Annotated in this window: 14 protein-coding genes; 13 read left to right on the forward strand and 1 reads right to left on the reverse strand. The window is 71.1% G+C overall.

Annotated features, from left to right (window positions below):
• Positions 1 to 133: 133 nt before the first annotated feature.
• Positions 134 to 880: a Crp/Fnr family transcriptional regulator gene (locus tag MFF64_RS30405; RefSeq protein ID WP_238193199.1), complete on the reverse strand. Its 747-nt coding sequence runs from the start codon at positions 878 to 880 to the stop codon at positions 134 to 136.
• 399 nt (positions 881 to 1279) lie between these two features.
• On the opposite strand from MFF64_RS30405, the gene MFF64_RS30410 reads away from it, so the two are divergent.
• From MFF64_RS30410 to MFF64_RS30475, 13 genes are all read left to right on the forward strand, one after another.
• Complete coding sequence (locus MFF64_RS30410) at positions 1280 to 1990, forward strand: Crp/Fnr family transcriptional regulator (protein WP_099902978.1); 711 nt, start codon at positions 1280 to 1282, stop codon at positions 1988 to 1990.
• Positions 1987 to 2229, forward strand: a complete 243-nt coding sequence (locus tag MFF64_RS30415) for a hypothetical protein (RefSeq protein WP_099902980.1) — start codon at positions 1987 to 1989, stop codon at positions 2227 to 2229. Before MFF64_RS30410 ends, MFF64_RS30415 begins: the two co-directional genes overlap by 4 nt.
• 289 nt (positions 2230 to 2518) lie before the next feature.
• Positions 2519 to 4096: a nickel ABC transporter substrate-binding protein gene (gene nikA / locus MFF64_RS30420; RefSeq protein ID WP_238193200.1), complete on the forward strand. Its 1578-nt coding sequence runs from the start codon at positions 2519 to 2521 to the stop codon at positions 4094 to 4096.
• Positions 4096 to 5037, forward strand: a complete 942-nt coding sequence (gene nikB / locus MFF64_RS30425) for a nickel ABC transporter permease subunit NikB (protein WP_238193201.1) — start codon at positions 4096 to 4098, stop codon at positions 5035 to 5037. The genes nikA and nikB overlap by 1 nt, the downstream gene beginning before the upstream one ends.
• Entirely contained in the window at positions 5034 to 5873 is an 840-nt protein-coding gene (gene nikC / locus MFF64_RS30430) for a nickel ABC transporter permease subunit NikC (protein WP_238193202.1), read from the forward strand. Before nikB ends, nikC begins: the two co-directional genes overlap by 4 nt.
• Complete coding sequence (locus MFF64_RS30435; protein WP_099901801.1) at positions 5870 to 6697, forward strand: ATP-binding cassette domain-containing protein; 828 nt, start codon at positions 5870 to 5872, stop codon at positions 6695 to 6697. The genes nikC and MFF64_RS30435 overlap by 4 nt, the downstream gene beginning before the upstream one ends.
• Entirely contained in the window at positions 6694 to 7485 is a 792-nt protein-coding gene (locus MFF64_RS30440) for an ATP-binding cassette domain-containing protein (protein ID WP_238193203.1), read from the forward strand. Before MFF64_RS30435 ends, MFF64_RS30440 begins: the two co-directional genes overlap by 4 nt.
• Positions 7485 to 7946 (forward strand): nickel-responsive transcriptional regulator NikR, encoded by a 462-nt coding sequence (gene nikR / locus MFF64_RS30445; protein ID WP_238193204.1) that lies wholly within the window; start codon positions 7485 to 7487, stop codon positions 7944 to 7946. The genes MFF64_RS30440 and nikR overlap by 1 nt, the downstream gene beginning before the upstream one ends.
• Positions 7947 to 8463: 517 nt before the next feature.
• Positions 8464 to 9012, forward strand: coding sequence for an ATP-binding cassette domain-containing protein (locus MFF64_RS30455; RefSeq protein WP_238193220.1), 549 nt, complete (start codon positions 8464 to 8466; stop codon positions 9010 to 9012).
• 117 nt (positions 9013 to 9129) lie between these two features.
• Entirely contained in the window at positions 9130 to 10362 is a 1233-nt protein-coding gene (locus MFF64_RS30460) for an FAD binding domain-containing protein (RefSeq protein ID WP_238193205.1), read from the forward strand.
• Between the two features lie 44 nt (positions 10363 to 10406).
• The gene (locus tag MFF64_RS30465) at positions 10407 to 10706 is read left to right on the forward strand and encodes a DUF485 domain-containing protein (RefSeq protein ID WP_238193206.1); all 300 of its coding nucleotides are present in this window, start codon (positions 10407 to 10409) and stop codon (positions 10704 to 10706) included.
• The gene (gene actP / locus MFF64_RS30470; protein WP_207768058.1) at positions 10703 to 12367 is read left to right on the forward strand and encodes a cation/acetate symporter ActP; all 1665 of its coding nucleotides are present in this window, start codon (positions 10703 to 10705) and stop codon (positions 12365 to 12367) included. The genes MFF64_RS30465 and actP overlap by 4 nt, the downstream gene beginning before the upstream one ends.
• Before the next feature lie 14 nt (positions 12368 to 12381).
• Positions 12382 to 12795, forward strand: coding sequence for a cupin domain-containing protein (locus tag MFF64_RS30475; RefSeq protein WP_099902240.1), 414 nt, complete (start codon positions 12382 to 12384; stop codon positions 12793 to 12795).
• Positions 12796 to 12900: the final 105 nt, after the last annotated feature.

The following is a 12900-nucleotide window of genomic DNA, read 5'->3' on the forward strand; positions in this document are numbered from 1 at the left end:
CTACCGAGAACTTTATACCCGCACGCTCATTCCGGGCTCCGTCGCGCGATCCCGGAGTGAGCGTGCGGATGTCGGTACTGCCAGAGACAGACGCACACGCCCTGGGTCTTGGGTATCATGCGGATTGATGAAATCAGAATTCGCTCGATGGCTGTGAATTGTCTTTCGTCTCGATCTTCCTGAATGGGCCGATCAATCGTTCGTATTCCCGTTCGGCCACACCGTAGGTGTCGCCCGCTGCCGTCTCGAGCTTGGCGCGGTCCAGAATGATGATCCGGGCTCGCTTCGCCCGGATCATGCCCTTTCCCTCCAGCATGTGCGTGGCCAGGGTCACCGTGGCGCGCTGCACACCCAGCATCAGCGACAGGAACTCGTGCGTGAGCGGAAGCTCGTCCCCGTCGAGCCGGTCGTGCGCCAGCAGAAGCCAGCGCGCGAGGCGCTCCTCCACCGTGTAGCTGCCGTTCGAGAGCGCGGTCTGCGACAGAACGAGCAGGAAGGCCTGCACGTAGCGCATCAGCACGCCGGTCAGGGCGGGGCTCTGCCGCATCGCCTCGCGCAGGCGGTCGGCCTCGATGCGCAGCCATGTCCCGGCCACCTGAACCAAGGTTTCGTGCGGCGTGCGGTCGGCGCCGAGAACGAGGGCCGTGCTCACCATGCCGTCCCGCCCGAAGAGGCCGACCTCCAGGTTACGCTGGTCGTGCGTCCGCGAGATGACCGAGGCGAGGCCGCTCTCCGGGAAGTAGGCGTGGGTGAACGGCTCGTTCATCCCGATGACGACCGCTCCGATCTCGAGGGGAACGGGCACGAGGTGGGGCGTCAGCAGCGCGAGATCGGCGTCCGGCAGCGTCCGGAGAAGGCGGTTCTGGAACCGGTGGGTCATGACTATCCCGATTGCCGCATCGGGCCGGAGCCTGACCGTGGGCGGTTGGACGATGTGCCTTGCACCGCACGACCCGCGCGTCATTCGCCTATGTGACGGGTCTGACTGATGCGGGATGCCGGGTTTCGATGCTCAACAGCCGATATCTTGGGCCGATATCTTGGGAAGTAGCCGTGCACCCCGTTGCGGTCCAACGCTTTTTTCTGGCATGGCCTTTGTTCGACAGCGCACCAAACACAACTTCTTTACGCATGATGGTTGTCAATCATAGCCCACGACATATCTCGAGTCATCATCGGTTGCGTCGAGCCAGGTGCCGATGGCTGGGAGAGGCGGGCGCTTCCACCTGCAAAGCAAGGGGGAGTCGCTGTGGCCCCCACACCGAACCACTCCACGGACATGTTCATTCGCAAGCTGGGCGGGGCCGCGCGGCTCTCCGACGAGGAGAGGGAGGCCATCGCGCACTTGCCCGTCACGGTCAGGCCACTGGGCCCGCATCAGGACATCGTCCGCGAGAAGGATCGACCGTCCCAGTGCTGCCTGCTGCTGGAGGGCTGGGCCTGCCGCTACCAGCTCCTCAGCGAAGGCAAACGCCAGATCTTCTCGTTCCATATCCCGGGCGACATCCCCGATCTGCAGAGCCTGCACATCCGTGTCATGGACCACAACGTGTGCACGCTGAGCTCCGCCGTCGTAGCATTCATCCCTCATGAGGCTCTGCTCGATCTGACGGCGGCTTTCCCTGCGATCGCGGCGATCCTCTGGCGCGACACGCTGGTGGACGGGGCTGTCTTTCGGGCCTGGATGACCGGGCTCGGGCGACGCACGGCCTGCGAGGCCGTCGCGCACCTGTTCTGTGAGCTGTACCTCAAGCTCCAGGCGATGGGCCTCGCGCGGGATTACGCCTACCGGCTGCCGCTCACGCAATTGGACCTCGGTGACGCGCTCGGGCTGTCGAACGTCCACGTCAATCGCACGCTGAGGGAATTGCGCGGCAAGGACTTGATCACGCTGCATGGCGGCACGCTGGAAATTTACAAATGGCAGGAACTTGCCGACTCATGCGACTTTGATCCTGCGTATCTGCATCTGGAACGGCGAACCGCATGAGCGTCCACCTCGAGCCCGTCCGTGTGAGGACGGGCAGCGACGATACGGAAGGGCATCTGGTCTTCGCCGCGGATCTCCTTGTCGCCGTGCTGGTCCGCCTCTCCGACGATCACGAGGAGGATGCCGGCAAGTGGTTTCTCGAAGCGGGTTTCGACGGCGCCGATGATCCCGTCAAACCCAAGTTTGCCGACCTGGACGAGGCACAGGAGTGGATCCGGCGTCGACTGGTCGGGCATTGATATCTGATTGATCTCGGCTGCCGACGCGATCGGTTGGGCTGTCATCATCGTTTTAGACGGCCGCCCGACCTGCGTCGGACAGAGAGCCTGGCTTTCCGGAACGTCTCATCTCCCAACCCGGGAGACCATCGCCGCGCCGGCGTGGGACCGGCCGCCCGCGGCCGTCCGGGCGCGACGCCGTGCCCGGCGAAACGTGACAGCCCCGGTCGATCGTCGCTGGCGTCGCCCGGGCCGCTCCCCTATCAACGCGTAGGAGCTTTCGAAGCGTTCATCATACTCGAGCACCCCGATGTCCAAGCTGGCGAGCCTCGCCGCTGCTGCGCTGACGGCGCTTGCCCTCCCGGCATCCGGCCGGCCGCTCACCTATTCCTGGCCGACCAATGTCGGGCCGTTGAACCCCCATCTCTACGCGCCCAACCAGATGTTCGCGCAGGCGAGCGTCTACGAGCCGCTGGTGACGTACCGCCCCGACGGCAGCGTCGGTCCCTGGCTCGCAACCGCCTGGACGGTCTCGGATGACGGGCGGATCTACGAGTTCAGCTTGCGCCCCGGCGTCACGTTCAGCGACGGGGCGCCGTTCGACGCGGCTGCGGTGAAGGCCAACTTCGATGCGATCCTCGCCAACCGGCCCCGCCACGCCTGGCTCGACCTCGCCCGGCAGATTGCGCGCACCGAGGTCGTCGGCCCCCTGACCTTCCGCCTCGTCCTCAAGGAGCCGCACGAGCCTACGCTGAAGGAGCTCTCGCTGCCGCGGCCGTTCCGCTTCGTCTCACCCGCTGCGATGGGGGAGGGCGGCACCACCGCCGGCGGAATCCGGGCGCCGGTAGGCACCGGTCCCTGGCGCCTCGTCGAGACGCGCCTCGGCGTCTCCGACACCTTCGCGGTGAACCCGACCTACTGGGGCGGGACACCCGCCTTCGAGCGGCTGGTGGTCAAGGTCATCCCGGACCCCAACACCCGCGCGATCGCCCTGCAGACCGGCGAGGTCGATCTCGTCTACGGGGCCGCCGGCCAGATCCCGTCGGAGGCCTTCCTGCGCCTGCGCGACCAGGCGCCGGCCTTCTCCGCCGCGGTCTCGGCGCCGCTCGCGACCCGCGTCCTCGCGCTCAACTCCGCCCGCTTCCCGACCGACGACCGGGCGGTGCGCCTGGCGATCAACCGGGCGGTCGACAAGGACACCCTGGTGCGCACCGTGCTCGACGGCATCGAGCCCCGCGCCGACTTCCTGTTCGCGCCGACCGTGCCGTACGCCGATATCGGCCTGACGCCCCACGGCTTCGACCGGGCCGCAGCGGAGCGCCTCCTCGCCGAGGCCGGCTGGGTGCGGGGGAGCGACGGCGTGCGGGCGAAGGCGGGCCGCCCGCTCTCCGTCGAGCTCGCCTTCGTCGGCACGAACGCCCAGCAGAAAGCGATCGCCGAGGTGATCCAGGCCGATCTCGCCCGGGTCGGCATCGCGGTGCGGCTGGTCGGCGAGGAGGAGAGCGCGATCCTCGCGCGCCAGAAGGATGGGCGCTTCGGCCTGATCTTCGGCGAGACCTGGGGACCGCCCTACGACCCCGCCTCCTTCGTCAGCGCGATGCGGACGCCCTCGCACGCCGACTACCAGGCCCAGAGCGGCCTGCCCGACAAGCCCGCCATCGACGCCACCATCGCGGCGGCGCTCGCCGCTCCCGACCCCGGTGAGCGCCGCCGCCTCTACGCCCACCTTCTGAGCACCCTGCACGAGGCCGCGGTCTACCTGCCGATCTCCCACGCCGTGGCGATCGAGGTGCACCGCTCGACCATCGCCGGGGTGGGCTTCGGCGCGACGCTCAACGAGATCCCGTTCGCCGCGATGCGCCCGGCCGGCATCGGGGCGGGACGCTGATGCTCCGCTTCGTCGCCGCGCGCCTCGCGCTGATCCCGCCGATGCTGCTCGGCGTCTCGCTCCTCGTCTTCCTGGTGCTGAGGCTGGGCGCGGGCGATCCCGCGCTCGACTACCTGCGCCTGTCGCAGGTCCCGCCGACCGACGCCGCGCTCGCCGATGCGCGGGCGATGCTCGGCCTCGACCGGCCGCTCGCCGTCCAGTACCTCGACTGGCTGTGGCGGGCGCTGCGGGGGGATTTCGGCCTGTCCTACGCCACCCGCCGGCCGGTTCTGCCCGAGCTCCTCGGCTACCTGCCCGCGACGCTCGAACTCGCTGGGACGGCGCTCGCCGTCAGCCTCGCGCTGAGCCTGCCGCTCGGCGCCTGGGCCGCCGGGCATCGGGGCGGGTGGCAGGATCGGCTGGTGCGCGGGATCGCGGTGCTCGGCGTCTCGCTGCCGAATTTCTGGGTCGCCTTCCTGCTCGTCGTCGTCTTCTCGGTCGGGCTCGGATGGCTGCCGCCGCTCGGTCGCGGCACGGTCCTGCACCTCGTCATGCCGGCGCTCGCCATCTGCCTGATGTCCCTCTCGGTCAACGCGCGGCTCCTGCGGGCGAGCATGCTGGAGGCGGCGGGCTCGCGCCACGTGCTCTACGCCCGCCTGCGCGGCCTGCCCGAGGGGGCGGTGATGCGCCGGCACGTCGTCCGCAACGCCCTCGTGCCCGTCGTCACGGCGACGGGCATGCATGTCGGCGAGTTGCTGGGCGGCGCGCTGGTGGTCGAGACGATCTTCGCCTGGCCGGGCGTGGGCCGCTACGCGGTCTCCGCGATCTACGACCGGGACTACCCCGTGATCCAGTGCTTCACGCTGGTGATGACGGTGGTGTTCGTGCTGTGCAACCTCGCGGTCGACATCGCCTATGCGTGGCTCGATCCCCGCATCCGCCTCGGGCGGGAGGCGGCATGACACCCGCCGGCGCCCCCGCGCGCTCCCGCTCCGTGGCGATCGCGGGCCTGCTCGCCGCGGGCTTCGTCCTCCTGGCGCTCCTCGGATCGCTTGTCGTCCCCCACGACCCGCTCGCGGTCGACCTCGCGCACCGCTTCGAGGCGCCGACCCTCGCGCATCTCCTCGGCACCGATCACCTCGGCCGGGACATCCTCTCTCGCCTGATCGCCGGGGCCCGCACCACCCTCGGCTCGGTCCTGGTGGTGCTCGCCCTCGTGCTGGCGCTCGGCCTCTCGGTCGGGGGGCTCTCCGGCATGCTCGGCGGCCGGATCGACGCCGTGCTGATGCGACTGTGCGACGTCTTCCTCACCGTGCCGACCTTCGTGCTGGCGCTGTTCATGATCGGTGCGCTGGGCACCGGCCTCGTCAACGTCGTCGCGGCCATCGTGCTGTCGCACTGGGCCTGGTACGCGCGGATCGTACGCGGCCTGGTCCTGGAGCTGAAGACCCGCGACTACGTGCTGGCGGCACGGATCGCTGGCGCGCCGCGTCTCGCCATCTTCGTCGAGCACGTGCTGCCGGGCGTGGTGCCGCCGCTCGCCGCGCTTGCCACCCTCGACATCGGCCACATGGCCCTGCACGTCGCCGGGCTGTCCTTCCTCGGGCTCGGGGTGCAGCCGCCGACCCCGGAATGGGGCGTGATGATCAACGACGCCCGCGCCTTCTTCTGGACCCGACCGCTCCTCGTCATCTGGCCGGGGCTGGCGATCGCGCTCGCGGTCCTCGCCTTCAACCGCCTCGGCGACGCCCTGCGCGACCGCCTCGACCCGACGCTCGTCGCGGGGCGCGGCCTGTGACCGTCCGGACGCTCCGGGCCGGAGGCCTCGCGGTCGAGACCTGGCGCGCGACGCGGCGGGGCCGCGAGCCGGTGCCCCTGGTGCGCGACGCGAGCCTGGACCTGCGCACCGGCGAGGTCCTGGCCCTCGTGGGGGCGAGCGGGTCCGGCAAGTCCCTCGCCTGCGCGGCCCTTCTCGACACGCTCCCGCCGGGCACGCGGCGCACGGGCGGGCGGATCCTCCTCGACGGGGCGGAGACCGAACCCGCGGCGTTGCGCGGCCGGGCGGTCGCGAGCGTGCTCCAGGCGCCGCGGACCGCCTTCAACCCGCTGCGCACGATCGACGACCATGCCGGCGAGACCCTCGCGGTGGCGGGACTCCGCGGCGGCGCGGGGCGGGCCGCGATGCGCGAGGCCCTCGCCGCGGTCGGGCTCGGCGACGATCCGCGGGTGCCGGGCCTCTACCCGTTCCAGATGTCGGGCGGGATGCTGCAGCGGGCGATGATCGCGCTGGCGCTCCTCTCTCGGGCGCCCTTCCTCGTCGCCGACGAGCCCACCACCGACCTCGACCTCGTCGCCCAGGCGCGCATCCTCGATCTCCTCGCCGACCTCGTGCGGGAGCGCAGCCTCGGACTCCTGATCGTGACGCACGACCTCGGCGTCGTCGCCCGCCTCGCCGACCGGGTCGCGGTCATGGCCGAGGGGCGGATCGTCGAGACCGGCGCCGCGAAATCCATCTTCGCCCGCCCGTCCGAACCGGCGACGCAAGCCCTCCTCGCCGCCCACCAAGCTTTGCACGAGGTGGCGCCGGACGGACCTCCCGCCGTGACGGATCTCCTGCCATGACGGACCTGCTCGCCGCACGCGGCCTCGGCAAGGGATATGGCGGCGCCGGCTGGCGGCCCGGGGGGCGTCGTGCCGTCCTGACCGGGATCGACCTCGCCGTCGCCGAGGGCGAGTGCGTCGCCCTGATCGGCCGCAGCGGCTCGGGCAAGAGCACGCTCGCCCGCCTGCTGCTCGGCCTCGAACCAGCCGATGCCGGGGCGGTGCTGTTCCGCGGTACCGCCCTGACCGAACTCGACCGCGACGGGCGCCGGGCCTTCCGGGCCGCCGTGCAGATGGTGCTCCAGGATCCGCTCTCGGCGGTGAACCCCCGTCACGCAGTCGGGCGGATCCTCGCGGAGCCGCTGCGCCACCTGACGGACCTCCCGGGTGCGAAGCGGCGCGCCCGCGTGGGCGAACTCCTCGACCTCGTCGGCCTCGCTCCCGCCTCGGCCGAACGGCTGCCCGGCCAGCTCTCCGGCGGACAGGTGCAGCGGATCGGCCTCGCCCGGGCGCTCGCCACATCGCCCAGCCTCGTGGTCCTCGACGAGGCGGTCTCGAACCTCGATGCGCCGCGCCAGGTCGAGATCCTGGATCGGCTCGCGGGCCTGCGCCGCGAGCAGGGGACCGCTTTTCTCCTCATCACCCACGACGTGCGCCTGGCGCGCCGCTTCGCAGACCGTGTCGTGGTGCTGAGCGAGGGGCGGATCGTGGATGCCGCGCCGTGCCAGCCCGGCCTCGCGCTGTCGCACCCGGCCTCGCGCGAGCTGCTGGACGCCGTCCTGCCTGCCTCTCCCGGGGATGCGCGCTGATGCAGCGGATCACCGTCACCCTCGATCCCGACCTCGTGGCGGAGGTCGACCGGACCGTCGAGCAGCGCGGCTATGCCGGCCGCTCGGAGGCGATGCGCGACCTGCTGCGGCGCGGGCTCGCCGAGACGCGCCGCCAGCTCGACCCCGACCTGTCCTGCATCGCGACCTTCACCTTCGTGGCCGAGGCCGGCATACGGGAGCTGGGGCAGCGCCTGGCCGAGGTGCAGCAGCGGCGGCACGACCTCGTCATCGCCCAGGTTCAGGTTCCCCTCGACCACGATGCCAGCCTGCATACGCTCCTCGTCCGCGGTCGGGTGCGGGACATCCTCGCCTTCGCCGACGAGGTCGCGACCCAGCGCGGCGTCCGCCATGACAGCCTCTCGATCATTCCGGCGCGGATCGAGGTCGGTGACCATCGCCACGGGCCGGATCCGCACCCCCACGAACACATCCGGACGTGAGCCACGGCTGCGGCCGCATTGCCCTACAGGTCGCCGCCGTCGCGCCCCGTTCGGGTGTCGCCGACCCTGCGGCCGCGCAAGGCGCCGCGGCACCTCCCCCGGACACGATGCCGAAATAAGTAAACATGCAGTCATGTACAAACATGCTCGCATGTTTCTTTGCGGCGGATGAAGTATCGGCTTCGGAGGCCGGTTCGTTGATGTGTGCGAAGCCCGCAGACGTCGAACGCAGCGGGAGAGATCGGCCGACACGAGCGAGAGGCTCCTGCGCGCCACCATCGACCTTCTCTACGAACGCGGCTTCTACCGCATGTCCGCGGCGGAGATTGCGGACCGCGCTGACGTATCGCGCGGGGCGCTCAACCATCATGTCACGTCGAAGGACGATATCGTCATCTCGGCGATTCGGCACCAATTGCAGGCCAGCACGGCCCGGCTTCACGAGATGGCGCGAACCATTCGACGAGGTCCGCGAGAATCGCGAGGTCCAGGACGCCTATCTCGGAGGGCGGCGCTGATGCTGCTGGATGCCTCGGATCTCGTCGGCGGCTATGCCTCGGCCGGGCCGATCGTCAAGGGCGTCACGCTCCGCGCCGATGTCGGCGAGATCGTGACGATCATCGGTCCGAATGGGGCCGGCGAGTCGACGCCCTCAAGCTCGTCTCCGGCCTGCTCAAGCCCTCGGGGCGGGCACCGTCCGGCTCGCCGGGCGGACCTCGCCGGGCGCTCGCCCGGGCCCGCTTTCGTGCCGCAGGAGCGCAACGTCTTCGAGCGCAACGTCTTCGCCTCGCTCACCGTCGCCGAGAACCTCGACATGGGCTGCCTCTTCGAGCGGCACGAGACGAAGGAAGGCGCCCGCCCGATGAACGACTGGCTTGATCCCCTCACGGGCGTCGCCGAGACGCTGGTACGGGACGCGCGCCCGGAGGCGGCCTTCGCGGCCGTCGAGGCCGCGCTCCAGTCCCTCGTCGGGCACCGGCTCTTCACCGTGCTCCTCGGCCGGACGGACGACGCGGCGGGTCATCCGGTTCCTCACCCACCAACCGGCGGAGTGATGCCACGCTAATGTTCGATTGATAAACAGTGCTTGACGTACGTCCGCTCGCAGTGCAAATTATCGATCGATAATTTGCAGACGGAGCAGCCGGCCGCAAGACGCGCCCGGCCGCCGGGGAGGACGCTGATGGCAGTCGAGGCGGAGCCCGCGGGCAGACGGGCGATCATCGTCGGAGGTTCGCTCGGGGGGCTGTTCGCGGCCCTGCTGCTGCGCCGCTCCGGCTGGCAGGTCGAGGTCCACGAGCGGGTGGCCGGCGACCTGTCCGGGCGCGGCGCAGGCATCGTGACCCATCCGGAGCTGTTCGAGATACTGGCTCGCGCCGGCATCGCGCGGAGCAGGGCGGAGGTCGGCGCCGCGGTGAGCGGGCGCCGGGTCTTCGGCGCCGACGGGGCGCTCCTCGGCGAGCGCGCCCTGCCGCAGGTGCTCACCGCCTGGGGCCACCTGCACGGCCTCCTGCACCAGGCGCTTCCGGCGGGCGCCTCCCATTCCGGTCGCGGCCTCGTCCGTGTCGAGGAGGCGGAGGACGCCGTCACGGCGCATTTCGCGGATGGCAGCACCGCCCGCGCCGACCTCCTGATCGGGGCGGACGGCATCGGCTCGACCGTGCGAGGGCAGTTCCTGCCCGAGGCGGTCCCGCTCTATGCCGGCTACGTCGCCTGGCGCGGGCTCGTCGACGAGGTCGACCTGACGGACGGGACCCGCGCGGCCCTCTGCGACCATTTCAGCTTCTGCCTGCCGCCCGGCGAGCAGATGCTGGGCTATCCGGTCGCCGGGGAGGGGAGGGGCGGGCGTCGCTTCAACTTCGTCTGGTACCGACCGGCCGCCGCCGGGACCGACCTCAAGGCGCTGCTCACCGACATCGACGGCGTTGCGCAGCCGCTCTCGATCGCGCCGAACCGGATCCGCCCGGAGGTGATCGCCGGGATGCGGGCCGACGCGCGCCGGCTCCTGGCGCCGGCTTTCGCCGAGGTGGTGGAGCGCACCGCCCAGCCGTTCCTGCAGGCGATCCAGGACCTGGAGGCGCCCCGGATGGCGCTCGGCCGCCGCACCGTGATCCTGGGCGATGCCGCCTTCGTGGCCCGGCCCCATGTCGGCATGGGCGTGACCAAGGCGGCGGGCGACGCCGATGCCCTGGCGCGGGCGCTCGTGGCCCATCCGCACGACCTTCCCGCCGCGCTCGGGCAGTTCGAGGCCGCGCGCCTTCCCGTCGGCCGTGCCGTCGTCCGCCGGGCGCGGGAGCTCGGCGCCTCCATGCAGGCGCAGATCCTCGACGCCCGCGAGCGGGCGCTCGCCGAGCGCCACCGGACGCCCGAGGCAGTCATGGCCGAGACGGCCGTGGCGACCGGGCTCGCCGCCTGAACCCCAAGAAGCCGGCTCACTATCGACGCAGGAGGACGACGACCATGGAGATCGAGCGGATCGAGGGCCATCCGGTCTTCCGCCGCCTCGCCTTCGAGCGCAGCTGCCTTGGGCGCGGGCTCGCGATGGCGATGGCAGGAGCCTATTTCGCCTACATCCTCACCATCGCGTTCCGCCCGGGGACACTCGGCCGGCCGGTGTCGGAGGGGGCGGCCACGACCTGGGGCATCGTCGCCGGGGTGGGCCTCCTCGCCCTCGGCTTCGTCCTGACGGCGATCTATGTCGCGGTCGCCAATACCCGGCTCGACGCCCTGAGCCGCCGCCTGCGGGAGGAGCTGCGATGATCGCCCGGATACTCCTGACCGCGCTGGCGGCGCTCGCCGTGGCGGGGCCGGCCGCGGCCGACGCCCTGTCGGGCCCGACGAGCCGCCAGGGCGTGAACCCGATCGCCATCGGGCTCTTCCTCGCTTTCGTGGCCCTCACGCTCGCCATCACCGCGAAGGCCGCCCGGCGCGGCACCCGCACGGCGAGCGACTTCTACGCCGCCGGCGGCTCGCTCGGCGGCATCCAGAACGGGCTCGCCATCGCGGGCGACTACACCTCCGCCGCCACCTTCCTGGGGGTGACGGCGCTCGTCTACGGCTCGGGCTATGACGGGATGATCTACGCGGTCGGCTTCCTGGTCGGCTTCCCGATGATCCTGTTCCTCGTCGCCGAGCCCCTGCGCAACCTCGGCCGGTACACCTTCGCGGACGTGGTCGCCTATCGCCTGTCCGAGGTGCCGGTGCGACTGGTCGCCGGCCTCAACACCCTCGTCATCGTGCTCCTCTACCTGATCGCCCAGATGGTCGGGGCCGGCAAGCTGATCGAGCTGCTGTTCGGCCTGCCTTACGCCACCGCGGTCGCGCTCGTCGGCGTCCTGATGATGCTCTACGTCGCCTTCGGCGGCATGCGGGCGACGACCTGGGTGCAGATCATCAAGGCGGTCCTGCTGCTCGCCGGCACGGCGCTGATGGCGGGGCTGATCCTCGCCCGCTTCGGCTTCAGTCCGGAGGCCCTGTTCGCCCGGGCGGTCGCCCTGCACCCGAAGAGCCACGCCATCATGGCGCCGGGCGGCCTGGTGCGCGATCCGGTCTCGGCCCTGTCGCTCGGCGTCGCGCTGATCTTCGGCACCGCCGGCCTGCCGCACATCCTGATGCGCTTCTTCACCGTGGCGGATGCGCGCCAGGCCCGGCTCTCGGTGCTGGTCGCCACCGGCTTCATCACGGTGTTCTACACCCTGCTCTTCGTCCTCGGCTTCGGGGCGATCGCCCTGGTGCTCGGCGAGCCGGCCTTCACCGACGCCGCCGGAACGCTCATCGGCGGACCCAACATGGTGGCGCTGCACCTCGCCGACCGGCTCGGCGGCGCGCCGCTCCTCGGCTTCATCTCGGCGGTCGCCTTCGCGACCATCCTGGCGGTGGTCTCGGGGCTCGCCATCGCCGGGGCCTCGGCGGCGAGCCACGACCTCTACGCCCGGGCTTTGCGCCGCGGCCGGGCGGGCGAGGCGGAGGAGGTGCGGGTCTCGAAAGCCGCCACGGTGGCGATCGGGCTGTGCGCCATGGCCCTCGGCCTCGCCTTCGAGAACCAGAACATCGCCTTCCTGGTCGGGCTGGTCTTCGCCATCGCGGCGAGCGCCAACTTCCCGGTGCTGGTGCTGTCGGTGTCCTGGCCGGGGCTGACGACCCGGGGCGCCGTCGCGGGCGCGCTCGCCGGGCTGCTCGGCGCGCTCGGCCTGATGATCCTCGGGCCCGGCATCTGGACCGCGGTGCTCGGCCTCGGCACGGCGCCGTTCCCCTACGACAACCCGGCCCTGTTCTCGGTGCCGATCGCCTTCCTGGCCGCGATCGCGGTCTCGCGCCTCGACCGTACTCCGGAGGCCGCCGCCGCCCGCGCCGCCTTCCGCGCCCAGCACGTCGCCGCCCAGACCGGCGGCGACCGGCCCCGCCCCGTCGCCGCCCACTGACGAAGGAGGATCCCATGACCGCGTCCTACGATTGGCCGACCCCGCCCGAGGCCTGGCCCGCATCCCTGCGCCGGGAATTCGCCGCTCGTGCCGGCAATGGGCAGGTCGGCAGCCGGCTCGTCTCCGAGACGGACCGGGTCCGGGTCTGGCTGCTCAGCCTGAAGCCGGGCGAGCGGATCGGCTTTCACACCCACGTGCTCGACTACTTCTGGACCGCCGTGACAGGCGGCCGGGCGCGGTCGCACTACGCCGACGGCCGCGTGGCCGAGGTGACCTACGCCCCCGGCGATACGCAGCACCACCGCTACGAGGCGGGCGCCTTCATGATCCACGACCTGGAGAATATCGGCGAGACCGAACTCGTCTTCACCACCGTCGAGTTCCTTGACAGCGCCAACCCGCCCCTGCGGCTCGCGCGCGCCGCATAAAGGTGTCCACGGAGTGATCATGCGATCACTCCGAACCCGCTTCCTCTCGCATGGTCACTGCGCGATCGCGCCGCGCGGTGGCCAATCGGCGATGCCGCGTGATAA

This window comes from Methylobacterium frigidaeris, from assembly GCF_022179185.1.
Classification (GTDB): domain Bacteria; phylum Pseudomonadota; class Alphaproteobacteria; order Rhizobiales; family Beijerinckiaceae; genus Methylobacterium; species Methylobacterium frigidaeris.